This window comes from Chromobacterium sp. CV08, assembly GCF_051129845.1.
Classification (GTDB): domain Bacteria; phylum Pseudomonadota; class Gammaproteobacteria; order Burkholderiales; family Chromobacteriaceae; genus Chromobacterium.
Window position 1 is genome coordinate 711,179 of record NZ_CP150453.1, and the last position, 18,745, is coordinate 729,923.

Consider the following 18,745-nt stretch of genomic DNA (forward strand, 5'->3'; position numbering starts at 1 on the left):
AGATTCGCTCAGCGACGCGCGCTAAGGTCGCCGGGCTCAAGCAGACAGCCGCTTAAAACCTCGGGCCTGCCACCCGGCGGCGGGCTTGAGGGGAGCCGGGCGCATCGGACGCGCGACTTTTTAAGCGCTTGCGAAAAGATCGCCAGCAGCTTCTGAGAACAGCGGCTGGCTCAGTCCTCCCCTTGCCGCGTGGCGAGATAGTCGGCGAAAAAGTCTATGAAGGCCCGGACCTTTTCCGGCAGGTGGCGGGTGTCCGGGTAGACCGCGTACACCCCCTGCCGCGGGAAACGGTAGTCCGGCAGCAGCCGGATCAGCCGGCCGGCGGCCAGGTCGTCGCCGACCTGCCAGTCCGGCAGCAGCGCGACGCCGCAGCCGTGGCGGGCGAAGTCCAGCAGCGCGCCCGAGGTGTCGGCGACGATGCGCGGCGCATCGCCGGCGTCCAGTTCCGTTTCTTCCATTCCATCGTCCGTTTCCCGGCTCAGCCGCCAGCGCAGCGGCGCCGTCAGCCGGCTGTGCGCCAGCCAGCAGGCGCGCGCCAGCTCGTCGACGGTCCTCACCGCGCGGCCCGCTTGCGCCAGATAGTCCGGCGAGGCCACCGGCCAGATGTCGAAGTTTTCCAGCAGCCGCGCGCGGTAGCTGGAGTCGACCAGGGTGCCCAGCCGGATCGCCACGTCGAATTGTTGCGAAATCAGGTCGGCGTGCTGCGACGACGAGGCATGGCGCACCGTCAGGCCGGGGTGGCGCCGCGCGAAGGCCGCCAGCGCCGGGACGACGCGAAGATGGCCGTACTCGGCGGTGGAACTGACGCTCAGCGTGCCCCGCAGGCCGCCGTGGCCGCGGCGGGCGTCGTCCATCGCCGATTGCGCCATCTGCAGCACGCGCCGGCAGTCGTCGTAGAAGCGCCGGCCGGTCTCGGTCAGCTGCAGCCGGCGCGTGCTGCGGGTCAGCAGCGCGACGCCCAAATCGGCCTCCAGCTGTTTCAGATTGAAGCTGACGACCGCCTTGCTGTGGCCCAGCGCGGCGGCGGCGGCGGTCAGCGAGCCGCACTCCACCACGGCGGCGAAGATGCGGAAGCGTTGCAGACTCATCTTCTTCCCGGCTTATTGTCAAAATGATTTTGACAGTTTAATCGATTGTCGGTGGTTTTTCCGCCAATGCCGCGCCGCTATGCTGCCTCCCTCATGCAAGGAGATGGATATGGAGTACCGCAAACGCGTGGCCACGGTGTATCTGCTGGGATTTTTCATCGATCTGGCCAATCTTTTCATCGGCAACGTCGCCTTTCCCGACATCGCCCGCGCCTTCGGCCGCGACGTGGCCGAGACGGCCTGGGTCGGCACCGCCTACATCCTGGGGCTGACGGTGGTGATCCCGCTGGGCAACTGGCTGGCGGCGCGCTGGGGCGGCCGGCGGGTGTTCGTCGCCTCGCTGCTGCTGTTCATGGCGGCTTCGCTGGGCGCCGGGCAGGCGTCGTCGCTGGAGGCCCTGATCGCCTGGCGCACCTTGCAGGGCCTGGGCGGCGGCCTGCTGATTCCCTTGGGCCAGACCATGAGTTATCGGCTGTACCGGCCGACGGAGCGTCCCGGACTGACCGCGATGATCCTGCTGGTCGGCCAGATGGCGCCGGCACTGTCGCCGACGCTGGGCGGGCTGGCGGTGGACGCGCTGGGCTGGCGCTGGATTTTCTGGCTCAACCTGCCGCTGGCCGCCGTGCCGCTGGTCCTGGCGTTGCTGTGGCTGCGCGAGGAGGCCGAGTCGGAGCCGCCGGCCGCGCTCGACTGGCGCGGCCTGCTGCTGGGCGGGCTGAGCCTGCTGCTGGCCTTGCAGGGGCTCAGCGATCTGGGGCAGCCGTCCACCTGGGCGCGCGGCGGCGCGCTGCTGGCGGCCGGTCTGGCGCTGGGCGCGGCCTACGCGCGACATAGCCGCCGGCATCCGAGGCCGATACTGCGGCTGGAACTGCTAGGCGAGCCCTTGCTGCGGATTTCGATGCTGATCTATCTGCTGGTGCCGGGCGCCTTCATGGGCGTCAGCCTGGTGGCGATGCTGTATCTGCAGCAGGTGCTGGGCGTGTCGGCGGCGGCGGCCGGCTCGCTGATGCTGCCGTGGTCGCTGGGCTCGTTCGCCGCGATCACGCTGACCGGACGCGGCTACCGCCGGCTGGGACCGGGCCCGCTGCTGGCGGCGGGCTCGTTGGCGCAGGGACTGGGTTTCTTGAGCCTGCTGGCGATAGACCGCTCCGGTCAGCTGTCCTGGCTGGCCGGCAGCTACGCCTTGATGGGCCTGGGCGGCACCTTGTGCAGCAGCGCCAGCCAGAGCACCGCCTTCCTGGCGGTGGCGCCGGCGCGGATGGGCGAGGCCAGCGCGCTGTGGAACATCAACCGCCAGCTGGCCTTCTGTGTCGGGATGGCGCTGGCCAGCGTGCTGTTGAACCTGCTGCTGGCCGCCCACGGCGTCGCCGATCCGGTCGCGCCGGCCATGCGTGCGCAGGCGATCCGCGCCTTCCACCAGTGTTTTCTGATCGCCGCCGTCTGCATGCTGCCGCCATTGTGGCTGGGCCGCAGCATGGGCAATGCGGCGGTGTTGCAATTATTGAAACGTCCGCAAACGGGAGAGGCATGATGGGACAGGATGAAGACCAGGTTTTCGCAGCCATTCGCTGCACTTTGGCGCAAATAGAACGCTGGCTGGGCGATGGGCCGCATGCGCCGGAGGCGCTGGCGCGCCTGATGGCCGATTTCGACGCCGGCTTCACGATGGTGACGCCCGGCGGCGCGAGGCTGGACCGGGAAGCGCTGCGGGTCTTTTTCCAGCGCGCGGCCGGCAGCCGGCCGGGCCTGGCGATCGCGCTGGAGCGGATGACGCTGCTGGCGGGAGACGGGCAGGCCGCGACGGTGGCCTACTACGAAACGCAGGCCTGGGGCGACGGCGGCAACGGCCGTCACGCGACGGCCGTGCTGCGCCGGGACGGCGCCGGCTGGCGCTGGCGCCATCTGCAGGAAACCGGCGACGCCGGATGACGTCGCCGGGATGGCCTATCAGTAGCCGACGGTGAAGCGGCTGCGCTGGTGCTCGCCCTTGACCAGCTCGTCCAGCATCGCCACCGCGTAGTCCTGGACCGAGATGTGGCTGTTGCCTTCGGCGTCGACCAGCAGCTGGTCCTTGCCCAGACGGAACTGGCCGGTGCGCTGGCCGGGCTGCAGCATCGCCGACGGGCTCAGCAGTGTCCAGTTCAGCTCGGTCTCGGCGCGCAGCAGGTTCAGCGCTTCGCGGGCGCCCAGCGCCGAGGCCTTCCATTGTTCCGGGAATTCCGGGGTGTCCACCAGTTGCACGCCGGGGGCCACTTCCAGGCTGCCGGCGCCGCCGACGACCAGCAGGCGCGGCGCTTGCGCGGCCTTGGCCGCGGCGATGATGGAGCGCATGCCGGCGACGAAGTAGTCGAACTGCTCGGCCTGGGCATGGCCGCTGAAGGCGCTGATCACGGCGTCGAAGCCCTTCAGCTGCTCGGCCAATTGGGCGCTGTCCTGCACGTCGACCTTGGCGGCGGCCAGATTGTCGCGGGCCTCGATGCGTTCCGGGCGGGACACCAGGGCGGTGACGTGGTGGCCGCGGGACAGCGCTTCGTTCAACAGCGCGGAACCGACATAGCCGCTGGCGCCTATCAGTGCGATTTTCATGGTGGGACTCCTTGTTTGATATCCGGTTGAAGCGCCGCGTCTCAGCGCTGATGGACGCCATGATGCGCTTTTCGATTGATCCGATAAACGGCTGAAACCATAATTGATTGTTATTGAAAAATTGACAGTTGATATGGCGCGAGGCGTAGAGAACAATCTGGAAGGGCTGCAGGTCTTCGTGGCGGTGGCCGAGGCCGGCGGCTTCACCGCCGCCGCCGAGCGGCTGGGCATGACCAAGGCCAACGTCAGCCTGCAGGTGGGCCGGCTGGAGGCGCAGCTGGGCGCGACGCTGTTCACCCGCACCACGCGGCGGGTGAGGCTGACCGAGGCCGGCCAGGCCTTGTACCTGGACGCGCAGCCGGCGCTGGCGGCCTTGCGCGACGCGCTGCTGCAGGCCGGCCACGGCTCGGCGGCCTTGTCCGGCACGCTGAGGCTGACCGCGCCGGTCAGCCATATGGCGGAGTCGGTGGCGCCGGCGGCCACCCAGTTCATCCGCCGGCATCCCGGCTTGCAGCTGGAGCTGCACGCGATCGACCGCATGGTGGACCTGGTGGCCGACGGCATCGATCTGGCGATCCGCCTGGGCACGCTGCGCGATTCCTCGCTGAGGGCGCTGAAACTGGGCGAGTTCGCCCAGCAATTGGTGGCGTCGCCGGCCTATCTGCGCGAGCGGGGCATGCCGGCGGGTCCCGGCGAACTGGCCGGGCACGACTGGGTGGCGCTGACGCTGCTGAAAACGCCGCTGACCTGGCGCTTTTCCGCCGCGGGCGGCGCGGAGGAGACGGTGAGGATGCGCGCGCGGATCAAGGTCGACTCCGCCGCCTCGCTGCGCTCGCTGCTGCTGGCCGGGGCGGGGATGTCGGTGCTGGACTCGTTCAGCGTGCAGGAGGACTTGCGCCAGGGCCGGCTGGTCCATCTGCTGCCGCAATGGACGCTGCCCAAGGGCGGCGTCTACGCGGTGTTTCCGCCCGGCCGCCACGCGCCGGCGGCGGCGCGCGCCTTCGTCGAGTTCTACCGGGTGATGCTGGCGCGGCCGGCCTGATCCGCCCGATGGGACGGCAGCGCGGCGGTCACCCGCGGCAGAACGAAGTCGATGAAGGTCTGGTATTTGCGCGTCAGCGGCGTGCGGAACGGATGGACCAGATAGATGGGCCAGTAGTCGCAATGCCAGTCGGGCAGCACCGGCGCCAGTTCGCCGCGCTGGAGGTGGCGCTGCACCGTGTAGTCGGCCAGCAGCGTGATGCCGGCGCCGGCCAGCGCCAGCTCGGCTCTCAGCGGGTAATGATCCAGATACAGCTGGGCGGCGACCGCTTGGCGCAGCAGGCGCTCGCCTTGTCGCAGCAGCAGGCCGTCGCGCTGTTCCGACTCCATCACCAACAAGCGGTGCCGCGCCAGATCGGCCGGCTGGCGAATGGGCGGGTGGCGGGCCAGATAATCCGGCGACGCGTACAGGTTTTCGCTGGCGTAGCCGGCCAGCCGGGCCACCAGGCTTTCGTCGTGCACCTTGTGCGAGCGCGCCGAGCGCAGGCAGAAATCCAGCACGTCGGCCATCGGATCCTGCAAGCGGTTGTTGACCTGCAGCGACAGCTGCAGCGCCGGGTGCAGGTCGGCCAGCGCGCTGAGCACCGGGCCCAGCACGTATTGCGCCAGCGAGGAGGTGGTGCTGACCGTCAGCGGCCCTTCCAGATCGCTCTGCGTTTCGTCCACCGCCATCCGCGCCCGCGCCACCGTTTCCCGCAGCTGCGCCGCATGCGGCCTGAGGCGCTCGCCGGCCTCGGTCAATGCCACCTTGCGCGTGCTGCGCAGCACCAGCGTCGCGCCCAGTTCGCGTTCCAGCTGTTTGACGCGGGCGCTGATCAGGCTCTTGTGGCAGTCCAGCAAGTCGGCGGCGGCGGTGAAGCTGCCGGCGCGGGCCAGCGCGTCGAAGGCCAGCAGATTGTCAGGCGACGGCATTGTTTTCATATCAGGACAATCAATCCGAAATAGCGCGTTTATTCGACGCATTCTAGCGACTATTCTGAGCAGCATCATTACTTTGTCATTGGAAAGCGGGCTGCGCGATGTCTTATCTGTTTCGTCTGTATCCGATGCTGTTCCGGCGCGAGATCGCGCATTGCCGCGGCCTGCGCCTGCGGCGCGATGGCCGGGCCGAAGTCCGCCGGCTGGTGTTCTGAGCGGCAAAAAAGCCCCGGCCGAAACGGCGCGGGGCAAGCCCTGGGGGGATGGGTGGAATCAGCGGGCGAAGCTTTGCAGCACCGTCAGCAGGCTGGTCAGGTTGTCGGCGATGCCGCCCTGGGCCACTTTCTCGGTGGCGGCGGCGCCGGCCATGGTGTTCAGGCTGTAGATCTGCATCACGCCCTGGTTGGCGGCGGCCTGGGCCAGCGTGTTCTGCTGCTGCTGGGCCGAGACCGCGTTCTGGAACAGGATGCCGGTGGAGTGGGCCAGCGACTGGTAGATCGAGCCCATCGCCATCGCCGGGGCTTCGCCCAGCACCTTGACATTGACCTGGGTGACGGCGTCGGTGATCTGGTTGTTGACTTGAGTCGGGAACATCTAATTTCTCCTGGTTTGGCCGGAATGCCGCTTAGCGGTTCTGGAAGCTCTGCAGCACGGTCAGCATGCTGGTCAGATTGTCGGCGATGCCGCCCTGCGAGGTTTTCTCGGTGGCGGCGGCGTCGGCCATGGTGTCGACGCTGTAGATCTGCATCACGCCCATGTTCGAACCCGCCTGCGCCAGCGTGTTCTGCTGCTGCTGGGCCGAGACGGCGTTCTCGAACAGGATGCCGGTCGAGTGGGACAGGCTCTGGAACAAGGCGCCCATCGCCATCGCCGGCGATTCGCCGAGAACCTTGACGTTCACCTGGGTGACGGCGTCGGTGATCTGGCTGTTGACACTGGTATCTCTGGCCATCGTCTGTTTCCTTTATCTGGGCGGGTTAGCTTAGCGGCGGAACGATTGCAGCACGGTCAGCAGGCTGCTCAGGTTGTCGGCGATGCCGGCCTGGCTGATCTTCTCGGTGCCGGCGGCGCCGGCCATCGTGTCCATGCTGTAGATCTGCATCACGCCCATATTCGAGGCGGCCTGGGTCAGCGTGTTCTGCTGTTGCTGTGCCGACACGGCGTTTTCGAACAGGATGCCGGTGGAGTGGGCCATGGTCTGGTAGATCGAGCCCATGGCCATCGCCGGGGATTCGGCCAGCACCTTGACGTTGGACTGGGTGACGGCGTCGGTGATCTGGTCGTTTACTGCGGTGTGCTCAGCCATTTTTGCTTCCTTCCTGCAAAGGGTTGGGATCGCGCACGCGGCGGCAGGGCGAAGGGCGCTGCTGCTCGTGCTATGGCATGGACGGCGGGTCGGCCGGCGTGTGAACGGCGTCGGCCGCCGGCGAGCCGGCATCCGGCTGCGGCGCCGTGTCCGTCGCGGCGGCTTGCTGCTGGCCGTTCAGGCGCTCCGCCAGCTCCTGCAACTGCCGGGTCAGCGGACCGAACGATTGCTGGAAGCATTTCTCCACCTCCTGCCGCGCCAGATCGGACAGACGGGCTGCGATCTGGGTCAGCGCCAGCTGGCTGCCGGGCTGCAGCGCGCCCATGCCGGGCGTCAGCGTCGACGGCCGCAGCTCGGCCAGGTCCTGGCTGCCTTCCAGCAGCTTCAGGATGGCCTGCTCCTCGGCGTCCTGCACCTGCAGCGCCTTGCTGGAGCTGGTCTGGATCGCTTCCAGCAGGTCGCGGACGCTGGAGGCCGCCCGGTTCTGCCCCTGGGCGATGGCGCGCTGGGCCTGCTGCCTGGCCATCTGCACGACATTGGCCGGCGGGGCCGCCTGGTTTTGCATCGCCTGCTGCAGTTGCAGTAGCTGGCTTTCCTCCGAGGTTTCCAGCGCGCGCCCCAGATAGTGCTCGGCGACCTGGCGCAGGCCGGGATTCAAGCTCGCCTCAGTCATGGCCGGCGTCCTCGTCGTCCCGCAGCGGCGCCAGCGCGTCGCGGACGGCCAGCAGCGCCTGCAGCACGGCCAGCGCCTGCCCGTCGTCGTGATGGCCGGCGTGCAGCGATTCGGCCCAGAGCGCCAGATGCTCGGCCAGCAAGCGGGACGCCGTCTGGTATATGCCGTTCAATTCGTCTTGCATGGTGTCCTCCTGAGTGGTCAATGCGGCAACAGCCCTGCCGGACGAGCCGGGCAGGGCTGTTGCATGGACGAGGCGGCGGACGGACCGTGAACTCAGTCCGAGGCCGGTGTGCGGAACAGCTTCTGTTCTTCCAGGCGGCGGCGGGTCAGGCCGGCGACCGCATTGCCGCCGGCGCGGTTCCAGCGCGGGAACTGTTCCGCGGCGCCGGCATAATCGCCACGGTTCAGCAGCCGCAGCAATGTCGACTGCTGCAGGCTGCCCAGGCCCAGGTTGTAGCTGAAGCTCACCAGGGCGGCGAACTGGTTCGGATTCAGCGGCACCTTGACCGCGTTGGCGACGCCGGCCTCGAAGCGGGCCAGATCGCCCAGCAGCAGCTGTTCGGCCTCGGCATCGGTGATGCGCAGGCCGGCGCGCACATCGGCGCCGGTGTGGCCGTAGCCTATCGTCCAGACCCCGACCAGATCCTGGTAGGCGATGAGGCGCAGGCCCTCGAAATGTTTGATCAGCGCGAGGCCGGCGTGGTTGATTTTCATGGCTTGTCCTTTGCGTGCGGGGCGGGATCGTCCGGAGATAGGCGGATATCGTGGAAACGGACGGCGGGGCGGAGTGTGAACGCGTGGCATGCGCAGTGTGGCGGCCGCGGCAAAGGAGGGGGAGTTGAAGCCGGTCACCGGGAGGCGACCGGCGTGGAACGATCAGGCGGCCGGCGGTTCCGACTTCGGTTGCAGGAATTGCTGCAGGCAGTCCAGCAGCGCCGGGGAGAAACCGGTCAGCAGGTTCTGCAGGTCTTCCTGGTGCACGCCCATGCTCTGCCTGGCGCCTTGCTGCAGCGCGTGGAAGGCCAGCAGGTCGTCGGCGCCGCCGCGAGAATCCAGCAGATTGCGCAGCAGTTCATAGCCCTGCTGACGCCACAGCGATGCCAGCTTCAGCTGCCAGTTCAGCAGCTGCTGGCCGAACTCCTGGCCGATGTCCTGGCATTGCTGGCAATAGTCCAGCCAGCCGTCGGCGTCGACATGCTGCCTCCAGGCCTGGCGCCAGTGCCGGCTTTCCTTCTGCCGCCACTCGTCCAGGTTCTGATGCCGTTCCAGGCCGGATTGCACGCCGGCCTTCCAGTCGCCGTGGGCCGGCAGGCCGGCGAAGAATAATTGGCGGAACATCGGCGGCCAGGCTTCCCAGCCGGTTTGGCCGTCCTGCAGCCAGGCGTTCAGCGGGTGTGCGTTCATTGCGGGCTTCCTTTCGGTTGGCGGGGGCTGTCCAGGCGTTCCACCATCGCGTGGATGGCTGCCATCTGCGGCGCGCTCTTGGCGTAATAGTCCGGATCGGTCGATTCCTTGCTGCTGTAGCCCCAGAAGTCCCAGCAGCCCTGGGGATTGCGCTTCGGGTCGGTACGTATCTGCGGATACAGCACGACGATGCGGTTGCGGTCGGCCATCTCGTTGAAGCCGGTGCTGGTGTAGTAGCGGTTGCCGATGCGGCTGTCCTCCTGTGTGCAGCCATGGAACACCACGTGCACGCGGCAGCTGTGCTTGCGGCAGTCGGCCGGGATGTAGACGTGGCCGATGTCGGACAGGCCGGTGTAGCTTGCCTTGGAGAACTCGGTCTGGTCGAAGTCCAGGAGCTCGCCGGACAGCCTGGCGGCCGGCGGTTTCAGATCGTTGCCGTACAGCTGGCGCAGGATGTCCTGCGACTGCATGAAGCCGCAGTTGTTCAGATTGGTCTTGGTGCTGCCGGCGGCCGGGGACACATTGCTCGGGCAGGCTTCGTCGCCGGGATTGGAGGTCAGCAGCGCGTGGCCGGCGTTGACGTTGTCGATGTAGCGTATCTGCGATTCCGGCACGCCGGCGCTCTGGTAGAAGGTCCGCACCTGGGCCACCACTTTCGAATAGACCACGCTGTCGGACGCGCCTGTGAAGATGTACAGGCGCTGGCGCCGGATATTGTCGACCGGATCGATCAGGCCGTCGCGGGCGAATTGCTGCGCCTGCCGCCAGGCGTCCTTGCCGGATGGCGCCGGCCCCTTGGGCCGCATGCACTGGTTGCTGGCGTTCATCAGGAAGCGGTCGGCGCCGCCCAGCTTGTTCAGGCCGGCGCAGTAGAAGGGCCCGCCGGCGACGATGCCGGCGCCGGCGACGTCGGCCGAGTAGGCGACGCTGAACTGGGCGGCCATGAAGGCGCCCGACGACAGTCCCGACACGGTGTTCTGCCGGGCGTCGGCCCCCAGGGCGGGCAGCGGCGGCGCGCTGGCTGCGGCCGCCGGTTCGGCCGCCAGCGCCGCCAATAGCGGTGCCGCGCGGGACAGGGCGATAAACGCATGACGTGTGCTATGCATGGTTCAACTCTCCTTGGATGGGGTGGGGCTTATTTCTCCAACTTCTGCAATTCGTTGATGCCCGACCAGCCGATGAAGATCAGCCCCAGTTCGGTGGAGCCGAATGAGTATGGCAGACCGGCCAGCATGCCCATGGCTAGTCCTTTGGCCAGGGCCGTGCCCAACGGGTCTGCATCGACCCAGCGCTGGGTCAGTGTGGCGCTGAGCGAGGTGAGAAGCAGCAGCAACAGGCCGGCGCACAGAAAGAACCGTTCCTTCTCGGCCGGCGGAAGGGTCCTGGCCATGTCCAGCAGCATCACGTCCCACAATTTGTCGGCGGCCAGCGCGACGATGGCGGACAGCAGGTGGACCGGACTCTTGCTCAGTTCCGGTATGGTGCCGCGCAGGACGCCGCTGGCTTTGGGCTTGTCGGTGGTGGAATCGGGCATGGCGTTTCGGTGGCGGGTCGGGGGGCTTCATCGCGCGACGGGGCCGGCGCGCTTGCGGGACGGCCGGCCCGGAGCGCCGTCAGGTGCCGCGCTTGTCGAGCAGGTCCTGGTACTTGCTCAGGCTCTGGTCTATCTTGTCCAGCGCGAAATGGGCCGCCTCGCCCTCGATGGCGCCGGCCGCGGCGGCCACCGCGGCGGCGGTGCCGACCAGGAGGTCGGTGATCAAGACGCCCAGCGCGTCCTCGGCCGCGCCCTTCAGGTCCTCCTTGGCGAATTTTTCCGTCATGTCCTTCAGCAGGACGCTCTTGCTCGCCATCGCCAGCTTGCTGGCGCCGTCGAAGTAGTTGGCGGCGGCCTGCGCAACCAGGCCGCTGGCCTGGGTGATCATCATGTTCGGCGGCACCGCCACCTGATTGGCGGCGTAGGCGGCGGTTTCCTGATTGCTGAATTGCACCGCCTGCACGATCTGGCTGTTCAGCGCGTCGGTGGCCGGCGGCGTGGCGCCGGCCTGCTGCGCGTGCATCTGCTCGGTCATGCCGGACAGCGGCGTCTTCGGCGGGGGGGCGGGCGGCTGAGCCGGCGCTTCGGGACGAGGGTCCGGCTGGGCGCCGGCGGGGTCCGGCGGCGTCGGCTGGCCGGCGTCGGCCGGCGGGGCCTTGCGGAAAGGATTGAGGTTCATCGCGTGTCTCTCCGGTGGCGGCTAGGTTCAGGCGCCGCTTTTCTCGCCTATCGACAGGATCATGCTGACCGCCTTGGACACGACCGCGTTGGAGATCTGGTTCAGCGCCTGCTGGCTGTGCACCGCGTTTTGCAGCGACAGTCCGGCCGAGTGGCTGGCCAGCTGGTACAGCGAGGCGATGGCCTGGGCGGGGGCCTCGGCCACCACTTTGACATTGGTCTGGGTGACGGCGTCGGTGATCTGGCCGTTGACGGGCGTGTTGTCTGCCATGGTTGCTCCTGGACGTTGGGTCTATCGATGGGGAAGCCGGCGCGGCGGCTGCGCTTGCCGTTACGGACGTGACAGGCGCAGCCTTGTGAACGCTCAGGCCAGCTGGCGGCGCAGGCGCTTGCGTAGCAGCTCGACCCGTTTGCGCGCCAGCGCCTCGTTGATGCCGAGCTCGGCGGCGATTTGCGGATACGGCAGGTCCTGCTCGAACTTCAGCTGGAACAGCAGCTGTTGTTGCGGCGTCAGGCTGGCCAGCGCGCTTGCCATCAGGTACAGCTGCTGTTTCAGCGTCAATTCCTGTTCCGGCGTCGGCGTCGCGCCGGCCAGGCCTTCCAGATGCTCGTCGTCGCAGTCGCAGTCGCGGTCGAACACCCGGTTCTCACGGCCCTGGCGCCTGGCCTGGTCGAGGAAGGCGTGGTTCAGCGCCAGGAACATGAAGCCGGCCAGATTCTGCACCCGTTCCGCCGAGTGTTGCAGATAGAGGTGGACTTTGAGCGCGGTGTCCGACAGCAGTTCGTCGGCGCGATGGATGTCGCCGCGGCACAGATGGCGCGCGCGGCGTTGCAGCTTGCCGTGGATTTCGCGCCAGACCAGGTCGAAACGTTCGTCGAGGGAATCGGATGCAGCAAGGGCATAGTGTTGCATACGGCCATCCTTTATGACAAATGGGATTTGCAGGATGGCCGGGGGTGGGGAACTGGGCTGTCGCTAAGGTGACAAATGAATATGTTTTTTCTTAAAAATATCCATTTGATCTATCTTGAGGCGGCTTGCTGCGCGATCTGCCGCAGGCGTCCGGGGTCGGTGACCCGCAGCGCATGGCGCGAAAGCTGGATCAGCCCGGCGCGCTGCCATTGCTTCAGCTGGGCGTTCAGCCTAGGGCGGCTGGCATTGAGCATGGCGGCCAGGATGCTCTGGTTGGCGGTCAGAGGCAGTTCCACCCCGTCCGGCCCGGAGCGGCCGCTGCGCGCCATCTCCGACAGCAGGTGGCGGGCCAGCCGGGCTTCCAGCCGGTACAGGCAGACGGTTTCGACGAAGCTGCTGATCCTCTGCAGCCGGCTGCACAACTGGCGCTGCACCCGCGCCATCAGGGCGTCGTTGCCCTGCAGCGCCGGAAAGTGCAGCTGGTGCAGCAGCAGCAGCTGGCAATTGCGGCTGAGCTGGGCGTTGCAGCTGCGCTTCTCCGCTTGCAGCAGCGCGCTTTCGCCGACCAGTTCGCCGGGACCGGAGCGGTCTATGATCACCTCGTGCCCGTCCGGCTCCTGCAGCGTGTGGTAGACATGGCCTTGCAGCACCAGGCCGATGAAGGTTTCCGGATCGTCGCGCAGGAACAGCAGCTGGCGTTGCCTGCCGTGGACCATGGTGGCGTGCTGTTCGATGTGCCGCAGCAGCTCGGCCGGCAAGTCCTGCAGCAACGGCAGTTCTCGCAGGGCGGCGTTCAGGTGGCGGGTGGCCGGGGTGCTGTCTGTCTGACTGTATGTTTGAGAATGCATCGGGGTTTCCGCGGCTGGACATTCTGGATACAAGGCATCGTTTACGGCGACTCCGGGTCCGCGTCGGCGGCGACAATCGCGCGGCCGGCGGCGGCATCGGCGGCTTCAAGCGAAAAACGGTTGACATCGAGGCCTGTGAAGCGGCGCGGCAGATGGGCAGGGCAGAGGAAGAAGGTATGATGGCAGACTGTCTGTCTGGATGGCATTCCGGCGGGGGCGGGCGAGGCGGGCGTTGACAGCGTCGACGCAAGCCTATACTATGCGCCGCTCTGGAGGGATTCCCGAGCGGTCAAAGGGATCAGACTGTAAATCTGACGGCTCTGCCTTCGAAGGTTCGAATCCTTCTCCCTCCACCAGATTCAACAAAAAAGCCAGGCTCTAGAGCCTGGCTTTTTTGCGTTCCGCGCGTGACGTCAGGTCAGCAGATGCTCGGCGTGGAAGCGCAGATGCTCGTCGATGAAGCTGGCGACGAAGTAGTAGCCGTGGTCGTAGCCGGCGTGGCGGTTCAGCTCCAGCCGGGCGTCGCCGGCGCGGGCCGCCTGTTGCAGCGCCTCCGGCTGCAGCTGTTCGGCGAGGAAGGTGTCGGCCAGGCCGACGTCGACCCTGAGCGGAAGCGGGCAGCCGCGCTCGGCCAGCAGCAGGCTGGCGTCCCACTGGGCCCAGGCGGCCTCGTCGTCGCCGAGATAGGCGGCGAAGGCCTTGCGTCCCCACGGCGCGGCGACCGGATGGCAGATCGGGCTGAACGCCGACGCCGACACGTAGTCCTGCGGCCGCCGGATCGCGCAGACCAGCGCGCCGTGGCCGCCCATCGAATGGCCGGCGATCGCGCAGCGGCCGTTCAGCGGGAATTCGGCGCGCAGCAGCGCCGGCAGCTCGCGCGACACGTAGTCGTACATCCGGTAGTGGCGGCTCCACGGCTCGCGGACGGCGTCGACATAGAAGCCGGCGCCCTGGCCCAGGTCGTAGGCGGCGTCGTCGGGCACCGTCTCGCCGCGCGGGCTGGTGTCCGGTATCGCCAGCGCGATGCCGAGCTGGGCCGCCAAGCGCTGCGCGCCGGCCTTGTGGCTGAAGTTCTCGTCGCTGCAGGTCAGGCCGGACAGCCACAGCAGCCACGGCACCTTGCCGTGCGCCGCCGCCGGCGGCAGGAAGACGCTGAAGCGCATCCGGCAGGCGAGCGTTTCCGAATCGTGCAGCCATTGCTGCTGGCGGCCGCCGAAGGCCAGGCTGTCGGCTATCTTCAGCAGCCCGGTCATGCCGGCTTCGCCTCGTAATGGATGACGGAGCGTATGCTCTTGCCCTCGTGCATCAGGTCGAAGGCTTCGTTGACGCGCTCCAGCGGCATCGTGTGGGTGATGAAGTCGTCCAGGCGGAATTCGCCTTTCAGATAGCGTTCCACGTATTCCGGCAGCTCGGTGCGGCCGCGCACGCCGCCGAAGGCGGAACCGCGCCATACCCGGCCGGTGACCAGCTGGAACGGACGGGTGGAGATTTCCTGGCCGGCGCCGGCCACGCCGATGATCACCGATTCGCCCCAGCCCTTGTGGCAGCATTCCAGCGCCGCGCGCATCACCTTGACGTTGCCTATGCATTCGAAGGAGAAGTCGACGCCGCCGTCGGTCATTTCGACGATGACATCCTGGATCGGCTTGTCGAAATGGCTGGGGTTGACGCAGTCGGTGGCGCCCAGCTTTTTCGCCAGCTCGAACTTGCCTTCATTGATGTCGATGCCGATGATGCGGCCGGCGCCGGCCATCCGCGCGCCGATGATGGCGGACAGGCCGATGCCGCCCAGGCCGAAGATGGCCACGCTGTCGCCGGCCTTGACCTTGGCGGTGTTGACCACGGCGCCCATGCCGGTGGTGACGCCGCAGCCCAACAGGCACACTTCCTCCAGCGGCGCGGCCTTGTTCACCTTGGCCAGCGAGATTTCCGGCAGCACCGTGTACTCGCTGAAGGTGGAGGTGCCCATATAGTGGTAGATGGGCTTGCCGTCCTGGGAGAAGCGGGTTGTGCCGTCCGGCATCAGGCCCTTGCCCTGCGTCGCGCGTATCTTCTGGCACAGATTGGTCTTGCCGGACAGGCAGAACTTGCATTCGCGGCATTCCGGCGTGTACAGCGGAATCACGTGGTCGCCGACCGCCACGCTGGTGACGCCGGGGCCGATCGATTCGACGATGCCGCCGCCTTCGTGGCCGAGTATGCTGGGGAACACGCCTTCCGGATCCGCTCCGGACAGCGTGAAGGCGTCGGTGTGACAGACGCCGGTGGCCACCATTCTCACGCGCACCTCGCCGGCCTTGGGCGGGTGCACTTCAATCTCTTCGATGCTCAACGGCTGGCCGGCGGCCCAGGCCACGGCGGCCTTGCAGCGGATGATGTCCTGGCTCATCAGCGATTCCTTTTCACGGCTTTTAGGCAATCGATCATTGTATTTTCTTGCCGCCGATTCATAATCGGCAAGATTGGTAAATGATTTTTTCCGTGGAGAAAAAATGGCCAGTTGGGAAGGGATGCAGGAATTCGCCGCCGTGGCCGACAGCGGCAGCTTCACCCGGGCGGCGCGTCGGCTGGGAATCTCCATCGCCCAGGTCAGCCGCCAGGTGGGGCAACTGGAGGAAAGGCTGGGCGCGCGGCTCTTGTACCGCACCACCCGCCAGCTCAGCCTGACCGAGGCCGGCGAGTTGTATCTGGCGCATTGCCGCCAACTGCTGGAGTCGCTGGCCGATGCCGAACAGGCGGTGTCCCAGCTGCAGGCGGCGCCGCAGGGCCTGCTGAAGCTGACTGCGCCGCTGGCCTACGGCCACAGCCACATCGCGCCGCTGGTGCTGGACTTCATGCAGCGCTATCCGCAGCTGGAGGTGAGCCTGGACCTGTCCAACCAGGTCAAGGACCTGGTGCACGACGGCTACGACCTGGCGATACGGATAGGCCGGCTGACCGACTCCTCGCTGATGGCGCGCAAGCTGGCGCAGCGCCGCCACCACGTCTGCGCGTCGCCCGACTACCTGGCCCGCTGCGGCGAGCCGCGGCGGCCGCAGGATCTGCAGCATCACCAGTGCCTGCAGATAGGCAAGGAAGGCTGGCATCTGCAGGTGAACGGCCGCCGCCAGACCTTCCGCGTGCAGGGGCGGATGCGCTGCAGCACCGCCGCGCCGCTGGCCGAGGCCGCCGTGCGCGGCATGGGGCTGGCGCAGCTGCCCGACTACTATGTGGCGGCCTACCTGGAGAGCGGCGCGCTGACGGAAGTGCTGGCCGACTACGCGGAACCGGAGGAGGGCATCTGGGCGCTGTATCCGCACAACCGCCAGCTCAGTCCCAAGGTGAGGCTGCTGGTGGATTTCCTGGCCGACAGCCTGGCCGGCGGCGCTTGCCAAGGCGGCGGTCCGCGACAATAATCGCCCATTCTTTTGCGGGAGCGCGGCGATGGTGATAGCGGAATCTAGAGTGGAATGCATGGTGGTGCACCGGGTGGGCAACCCCACGCGCGGCGAGCCGCTGCAATTGTCCGAGCGCACCACGGCGGTGGACGAGGCGGTGTCCGGCCTGCTGCTGGACGGCTATCTGAAGGGCATCGTGTCCGATCGCAAGAAGCACCAGTTCGTCCACGAGACCGATCTGAACCTGAACGAGGTCTACCACTACACCCGCCAGTTCTTCCGCGGCGAGGTCGATTTCCTCGAGGTGTCGCAGCGCATCGCCAAGCATCTGTACGGTCGCTCGCAGCACCCCAACATCAGCGCCGGCGACCTGCTGGTGATCCAGTTCGCCGGCTTGTCCGACGGCGACCGCGAGGTGCGCGCGCTGGGCGTGTTCAAGTCCGAGATCCGCGACGATTTCCTGACCATCATCGAGGGCGGCGGCGTGTTCGACATCAGCCACGCCTCCGGCATCAACCCGCGGCTGATCGACAAGGGCGCGCTGATCCTGGAGCATGGCCCGACGGTGTACGCGGTGGATAGATTGAGCCGCGAGGCCAAGTTCTGGCTGGACGATTTCCTGAAGGCGCTGCGGGTGCCGGACAAGGCGTCCAGCAGCAAGATGCTGGCCAGCGTGGTGGAGCAGCTGTCGGGCGAGATCGAAGATCCGGTCGAGCAGGCGCGCTTCAAGGACGAGCTGCTGACGCTGGTGGAAAGCCAGCCGGAAGAGGTCCAGGCCAAGGCGCTGACCGCCGCCGCCGAGCGCTTCGTGCCGCGCGAGCAGGTGGAGGTGGCGCTGGGCAGCGCGGCGGAATCGTACGGTTTCGAGCTGGACGACGAGGCGCGGCTGCCGGCCAAGGGCGTGGCCAGGCAGTTGGAAAAGACCTTGTCGCGCTACGGTGTCGGCCACGGCATCAGCGTGCTCTTGCCGTCCGGCGTCACGCTGAAGAATATCCAGTCGCAGAACGACGGCGAGGGCGGGCTGACGCTGACGCTGTTCCTGAACAAGCGCGACCACTGATTTCCTGCCCATTCCAATGACGGCGGCGGTCGCGGAGCGGCCGCCGTTTCGCATTCAGCGCGCGGCCAGCCACAGCGCCAGCAGCGGCGCCAGGTTGAACACGAAGACCAGGATCTTGTACAGGCCGATGCCGCCGTAGTTGAGCAGGTCGAACGCCGGTTCGGATAATCCGAACCAGCGGCGGTGCAGCCGGTACAGCCGGCCGCGACAGAAGAAGAACAGGCAGAACCAGAGAATCAATACTGCGTAGTGGACGAGCAGGCTGACCAGCAGCAGCCGTTCGGCGTAGGCGATGTCCATGGCGGCTTTCCCGGCGGAAGACGCTTCCAGCATAGCCCTTCCAGGCGAAACGCCCCGCGTGGGCGGGGCGTCCGGGAGCGCTTCAGGCCTGCAGCGCCAGCGTGCCGCTGCGGCCGGGGATCTCCCCCATCACCACCCGGCCCGTCGGCAGCGCGGCGAGGTCCTGGCTGTCGAACAGATCGACGCAGCTGACCAGCTGATAGCCCTGCCGCTTCCAGCCGGCGAGCAGGCGCTCGAACGTCTCCATCAGCCGCATGCCTTCCAGCTCGGCGTGCAGCGTATAGACATGGCCGGTGGCGGTTTCGGCCTCGGTCAGTTTCAGCAGATGCTCGTGGACGTTGTCGCTGGTCAGGCCGTCCAGGCCGATCAGCTCGTCCAGCGTCGGCAGCGTGGTCGGCAGTTGCGGCACGCCCAGCGGCCGGCCGGCGGCGTCCAGCGGCTGGAACGGGTGGCTGCCGCGGCCGTCGGACGCGTAGCGCATGCCCAGCTCCTGCTGGTAGGCCAGCGCCGCGTCGTTGATCTGCCAGCCGGCGGCGCCGTGGGTGCGGGCGTCCTCGCCGAAGATCTCGCGGAAGCGCCTGGCCGCCTTGTGCATCTCGGCGCGGGTCCAGGCGGCGTCCTTGCCGGCGACATAGTCCTGCCACTTGATGTGGTCCCAGCAATGGATGCCGACCTCGAAGCCGGCGTCGCGCACGCCGCGGAGCAGATCCGCCTCGCGGCGGCCTATGTCCGGCCCCGGCAGCACGGTGCCGTACAGCAGCGTGCGTATGCCGTAGTGCTCGACGACCGAGGTCCGCGACACCTTGGACAGGAAGCCGGGGCGGAACACGCGCTTGATCGCGCGGCCGGTGTGGTCCGGTCCCAGGCTGAACAGGAAGGTGGCGCCGGCGTCGTGCCGCCGCAGCGCCTCCATCAGCCGCGGCACGCCTTCGCGGGTGCCGCGCCAGGTGTCGACGTCTATCTTCAGTGCGAGTTTTTTCATTGTTCTGGGAGGTTCAAGTGTTCGGAATCGCCGG

The 18,745-nt window shown here is 67.4% G+C and carries 25 protein-coding genes and 1 tRNA gene; 6 read left to right on the plus strand and 20 right to left on the minus strand.

The window, feature by feature from the left end; all coding sequences use genetic code 11:
* Window positions 1–170: 170 nt before the first annotated feature.
* Window positions 171–1,088: a LysR family transcriptional regulator gene (locus tag WNM05_RS03425; RefSeq protein WP_434632562.1), complete on the minus strand. Its 918-nt coding sequence runs from the start codon at window positions 1,086–1,088 to the stop codon at window positions 171–173.
* 109 nt (window positions 1,089–1,197) lie between these two features.
* Between WNM05_RS03425 and WNM05_RS03430 the strand changes: the two genes are divergently transcribed.
* Window positions 1,198–2,619 carry an MFS transporter gene (locus WNM05_RS03430; RefSeq protein WP_434632563.1) on the plus strand — a complete coding sequence of 474 codons (1,422 nt, stop codon included), beginning with the start codon at window positions 1,198–1,200 and terminating at the stop codon, window positions 2,617–2,619.
* Window positions 2,619–3,017 carry a nuclear transport factor 2 family protein gene (locus WNM05_RS03435; RefSeq protein WP_434632564.1) on the plus strand — a complete coding sequence of 133 codons (399 nt, stop codon included), beginning with the start codon at window positions 2,619–2,621 and terminating at the stop codon, window positions 3,015–3,017. Before WNM05_RS03430 ends, WNM05_RS03435 begins: the two co-directional genes overlap by 1 nt.
* Window positions 3,018–3,035: 18 nt before the next feature.
* Here the strand turns inward: WNM05_RS03435 and WNM05_RS03440 are convergent, their stop codons facing one another.
* Window positions 3,036–3,674, minus strand: a complete 639-nt coding sequence (locus WNM05_RS03440; protein WP_434632565.1) for an NAD(P)-dependent oxidoreductase — start codon at window positions 3,672–3,674, stop codon at window positions 3,036–3,038.
* Between the two features lie 133 nt (window positions 3,675–3,807).
* Here WNM05_RS03440 and WNM05_RS03445 point away from each other — a divergent pair, with 133 nt between their 5' ends.
* On the plus strand, window positions 3,808–4,716 hold the full coding sequence (locus tag WNM05_RS03445) for a LysR family transcriptional regulator (RefSeq protein WP_434632566.1): 909 nt from the start codon (window positions 3,808–3,810) through the stop codon (window positions 4,714–4,716).
* On the opposite strand, the gene WNM05_RS03450 is transcribed toward WNM05_RS03445, so the two are convergent.
* The 14 genes from WNM05_RS03450 to WNM05_RS03515 form a co-directional block, all read right to left on the minus strand.
* Window positions 4,686–5,636: a LysR substrate-binding domain-containing protein gene (locus WNM05_RS03450; RefSeq protein WP_434632567.1), complete on the minus strand. Its 951-nt coding sequence runs from the start codon at window positions 5,634–5,636 to the stop codon at window positions 4,686–4,688. The two genes, WNM05_RS03445 and WNM05_RS03450, sit on opposite strands and share 31 nt — an antisense overlap.
* A gap of 270 nt (window positions 5,637–5,906) precedes the next feature.
* Window positions 5,907–6,227, minus strand: coding sequence for a RebB family R body protein (locus WNM05_RS03455; RefSeq protein WP_434632568.1), 321 nt, complete (start codon window positions 6,225–6,227; stop codon window positions 5,907–5,909).
* Window positions 6,228–6,258: 31 nt separating this feature from the next.
* Entirely contained in the window at window positions 6,259–6,585 is a 327-nt protein-coding gene (locus WNM05_RS03460; protein ID WP_434632569.1) for a RebB family R body protein, read from the minus strand.
* Between the two features lie 30 nt (window positions 6,586–6,615).
* A complete protein-coding gene (locus WNM05_RS03465) occupies window positions 6,616–6,939 on the minus strand; it encodes a RebB family R body protein (protein ID WP_434632570.1) in 324 nt (107 codons plus the stop codon).
* A gap of 70 nt (window positions 6,940–7,009) precedes the next feature.
* Window positions 7,010–7,612 carry a hypothetical protein gene (locus WNM05_RS03470; protein ID WP_434632571.1) on the minus strand — a complete coding sequence of 201 codons (603 nt, stop codon included), beginning with the start codon at window positions 7,610–7,612 and terminating at the stop codon, window positions 7,010–7,012.
* Window positions 7,605–7,796 (minus strand): hypothetical protein, encoded by a 192-nt coding sequence (locus WNM05_RS03475; protein WP_434632572.1) that lies wholly within the window; start codon window positions 7,794–7,796, stop codon window positions 7,605–7,607. The genes WNM05_RS03470 and WNM05_RS03475 overlap by 8 nt, the downstream gene beginning before the upstream one ends.
* Window positions 7,797–7,888: 92 nt before the next feature.
* On the minus strand, window positions 7,889–8,329 hold the full coding sequence (locus tag WNM05_RS03480; protein ID WP_434632573.1) for a lysozyme: 441 nt from the start codon (window positions 8,327–8,329) through the stop codon (window positions 7,889–7,891).
* Window positions 8,330–8,491: 162 nt separating this feature from the next.
* Window positions 8,492–9,019, minus strand: coding sequence for a hypothetical protein (locus WNM05_RS03485; RefSeq protein ID WP_434632574.1), 528 nt, complete (start codon window positions 9,017–9,019; stop codon window positions 8,492–8,494).
* On the minus strand, window positions 9,016–10,125 hold the full coding sequence (locus WNM05_RS03490; RefSeq protein ID WP_434632575.1) for an extracellular catalytic domain type 2 short-chain-length polyhydroxyalkanoate depolymerase: 1,110 nt from the start codon (window positions 10,123–10,125) through the stop codon (window positions 9,016–9,018). Before WNM05_RS03490 ends, WNM05_RS03485 begins: the two co-directional genes overlap by 4 nt.
* A 29-nt stretch (window positions 10,126–10,154) precedes the next feature.
* Window positions 10,155–10,553, minus strand: coding sequence for a hypothetical protein (locus tag WNM05_RS03495; protein WP_434632576.1), 399 nt, complete (start codon window positions 10,551–10,553; stop codon window positions 10,155–10,157).
* A 79-nt stretch (window positions 10,554–10,632) separates the two neighbouring features.
* Window positions 10,633–11,232: a hypothetical protein gene (locus WNM05_RS03500; protein ID WP_434632577.1), complete on the minus strand. Its 600-nt coding sequence runs from the start codon at window positions 11,230–11,232 to the stop codon at window positions 10,633–10,635.
* Between the two features lie 27 nt (window positions 11,233–11,259).
* Window positions 11,260–11,502, minus strand: a complete 243-nt coding sequence (locus tag WNM05_RS03505; RefSeq protein WP_101706604.1) for a RebB family R body protein — start codon at window positions 11,500–11,502, stop codon at window positions 11,260–11,262.
* Between the two features lie 93 nt (window positions 11,503–11,595).
* Entirely contained in the window at window positions 11,596–12,144 is a 549-nt protein-coding gene (locus tag WNM05_RS03510) for an RNA polymerase sigma factor (RefSeq protein ID WP_434632578.1), read from the minus strand.
* A 110-nt stretch (window positions 12,145–12,254) separates the two neighbouring features.
* Window positions 12,255–12,992, minus strand: a complete 738-nt coding sequence (locus WNM05_RS03515; RefSeq protein WP_434632579.1) for a Crp/Fnr family transcriptional regulator — start codon at window positions 12,990–12,992, stop codon at window positions 12,255–12,257.
* A 271-nt stretch (window positions 12,993–13,263) separates the two neighbouring features.
* Between WNM05_RS03515 and WNM05_RS03520 the strand changes: the two genes are divergently transcribed.
* A tRNA-Tyr gene (locus WNM05_RS03520) sits at window positions 13,264–13,348 on the plus strand.
* A gap of 57 nt (window positions 13,349–13,405) precedes the next feature.
* Here WNM05_RS03520 and fghA read toward each other — a convergent pair.
* Both fghA and WNM05_RS03530 read right to left on the minus strand, forming a co-directional pair.
* Window positions 13,406–14,245, minus strand: coding sequence for an S-formylglutathione hydrolase (fghA, locus tag WNM05_RS03525; protein WP_434632580.1), 840 nt, complete (start codon window positions 14,243–14,245; stop codon window positions 13,406–13,408).
* Complete coding sequence (locus WNM05_RS03530; RefSeq protein ID WP_434632581.1) at window positions 14,242–15,381, minus strand: S-(hydroxymethyl)glutathione dehydrogenase/class III alcohol dehydrogenase; 1,140 nt, start codon at window positions 15,379–15,381, stop codon at window positions 14,242–14,244. Before WNM05_RS03530 ends, fghA begins: the two co-directional genes overlap by 4 nt.
* A 103-nt stretch (window positions 15,382–15,484) precedes the next feature.
* Between WNM05_RS03530 and WNM05_RS03535 the strand changes: the two genes are divergently transcribed.
* Window positions 15,485–16,387, plus strand: a complete 903-nt coding sequence (locus WNM05_RS03535; RefSeq protein ID WP_434632582.1) for a LysR substrate-binding domain-containing protein — start codon at window positions 15,485–15,487, stop codon at window positions 16,385–16,387.
* A 28-nt stretch (window positions 16,388–16,415) separates the two neighbouring features.
* On the plus strand, window positions 16,416–17,429 hold the full coding sequence (locus WNM05_RS03540) for a nucleoid-associated protein (RefSeq protein WP_434632583.1): 1,014 nt from the start codon (window positions 16,416–16,418) through the stop codon (window positions 17,427–17,429).
* Window positions 17,430–17,483: 54 nt separating this feature from the next.
* On the opposite strand, the gene WNM05_RS03545 is transcribed toward WNM05_RS03540, so the two are convergent.
* Together WNM05_RS03545 and WNM05_RS03550 are read right to left on the minus strand one after the other, a co-directional pair.
* On the minus strand, window positions 17,484–17,729 hold the full coding sequence (locus WNM05_RS03545) for a DUF6868 family protein (RefSeq protein WP_434632584.1): 246 nt from the start codon (window positions 17,727–17,729) through the stop codon (window positions 17,484–17,486).
* A gap of 82 nt (window positions 17,730–17,811) precedes the next feature.
* Window positions 17,812–18,711, minus strand: a complete 900-nt coding sequence (locus WNM05_RS03550) for a 4-deoxy-4-formamido-L-arabinose-phosphoundecaprenol deformylase (protein WP_434632585.1) — start codon at window positions 18,709–18,711, stop codon at window positions 17,812–17,814.
* Window positions 18,712–18,745: the final 34 nt, after the last annotated feature.

Bases quoted from the DNA above. Each gene is read 5' to 3' on its own strand.
- WNM05_RS03480 (WP_434632573.1), bottom strand. From the start codon at position 8,329: ATGAAAATCAACCACGCCGGCCTCGCGCTGATCAAACATTTCGAGGGC.
- WNM05_RS03465 (WP_434632570.1), bottom strand. From the start codon at position 6,939: ATGGCTGAGCACACCGCAGTAAACGACCAGATCACCGACGCCGTCACC.
- WNM05_RS03515 (WP_434632579.1), bottom strand. From the start codon at position 12,992: ATGCATTCTCAAACATACAGTCAGACAGACAGCACCCCGGCCACCCGC.
- WNM05_RS03455 (WP_434632568.1), bottom strand. From the start codon at position 6,227: ATGTTCCCGACTCAAGTCAACAACCAGATCACCGACGCCGTCACCCAG.
- WNM05_RS03530 (WP_434632581.1), bottom strand. From the start codon at position 15,381: ATGAGCCAGGACATCATCCGCTGCAAGGCCGCCGTGGCCTGGGCCGCC.
- WNM05_RS03470 (WP_434632571.1), bottom strand. From the start codon at position 7,612: ATGACTGAGGCGAGCTTGAATCCCGGCCTGCGCCAGGTCGCCGAGCAC.
- WNM05_RS03505 (WP_101706604.1), bottom strand. From the start codon at position 11,502: ATGGCAGACAACACGCCCGTCAACGGCCAGATCACCGACGCCGTCACC.
- fghA (WP_434632580.1), bottom strand. From the start codon at position 14,245: ATGACCGGGCTGCTGAAGATAGCCGACAGCCTGGCCTTCGGCGGCCGC.
- WNM05_RS03550 (WP_434632585.1), bottom strand. From the start codon at position 18,711: ATGAAAAAACTCGCACTGAAGATAGACGTCGACACCTGGCGCGGCACC.
- WNM05_RS03500 (WP_434632577.1), bottom strand. From the start codon at position 11,232: ATGAACCTCAATCCTTTCCGCAAGGCCCCGCCGGCCGACGCCGGCCAG.
- WNM05_RS03535 (WP_434632582.1), top strand. From the start codon at position 15,485: ATGGCCAGTTGGGAAGGGATGCAGGAATTCGCCGCCGTGGCCGACAGC.
- WNM05_RS03540 (WP_434632583.1), top strand. From the start codon at position 16,416: ATGGTGATAGCGGAATCTAGAGTGGAATGCATGGTGGTGCACCGGGTG.
- WNM05_RS03450 (WP_434632567.1), bottom strand. From the start codon at position 5,636: ATGAAAACAATGCCGTCGCCTGACAATCTGCTGGCCTTCGACGCGCTG.
- WNM05_RS03475 (WP_434632572.1), bottom strand. From the start codon at position 7,796: ATGCAAGACGAATTGAACGGCATATACCAGACGGCGTCCCGCTTGCTG.
- WNM05_RS03435 (WP_434632564.1), top strand. From the start codon at position 2,619: ATGGGACAGGATGAAGACCAGGTTTTCGCAGCCATTCGCTGCACTTTG.
- WNM05_RS03490 (WP_434632575.1), bottom strand. From the start codon at position 10,125: ATGCATAGCACACGTCATGCGTTTATCGCCCTGTCCCGCGCGGCACCG.
- WNM05_RS03485 (WP_434632574.1), bottom strand. From the start codon at position 9,019: ATGAACGCACACCCGCTGAACGCCTGGCTGCAGGACGGCCAAACCGGC.
- WNM05_RS03495 (WP_434632576.1), bottom strand. From the start codon at position 10,553: ATGCCCGATTCCACCACCGACAAGCCCAAAGCCAGCGGCGTCCTGCGC.
- WNM05_RS03430 (WP_434632563.1), top strand. From the start codon at position 1,198: ATGGAGTACCGCAAACGCGTGGCCACGGTGTATCTGCTGGGATTTTTC.
- WNM05_RS03510 (WP_434632578.1), bottom strand. From the start codon at position 12,144: ATGCAACACTATGCCCTTGCTGCATCCGATTCCCTCGACGAACGTTTC.
- WNM05_RS03425 (WP_434632562.1), bottom strand. From the start codon at position 1,088: ATGAGTCTGCAACGCTTCCGCATCTTCGCCGCCGTGGTGGAGTGCGGC.
- WNM05_RS03445 (WP_434632566.1), top strand. From the start codon at position 3,808: ATGGCGCGAGGCGTAGAGAACAATCTGGAAGGGCTGCAGGTCTTCGTG.
- WNM05_RS03440 (WP_434632565.1), bottom strand. From the start codon at position 3,674: ATGAAAATCGCACTGATAGGCGCCAGCGGCTATGTCGGTTCCGCGCTG.
- WNM05_RS03545 (WP_434632584.1), bottom strand. From the start codon at position 17,729: ATGGACATCGCCTACGCCGAACGGCTGCTGCTGGTCAGCCTGCTCGTC.
- WNM05_RS03460 (WP_434632569.1), bottom strand. From the start codon at position 6,585: ATGGCCAGAGATACCAGTGTCAACAGCCAGATCACCGACGCCGTCACC.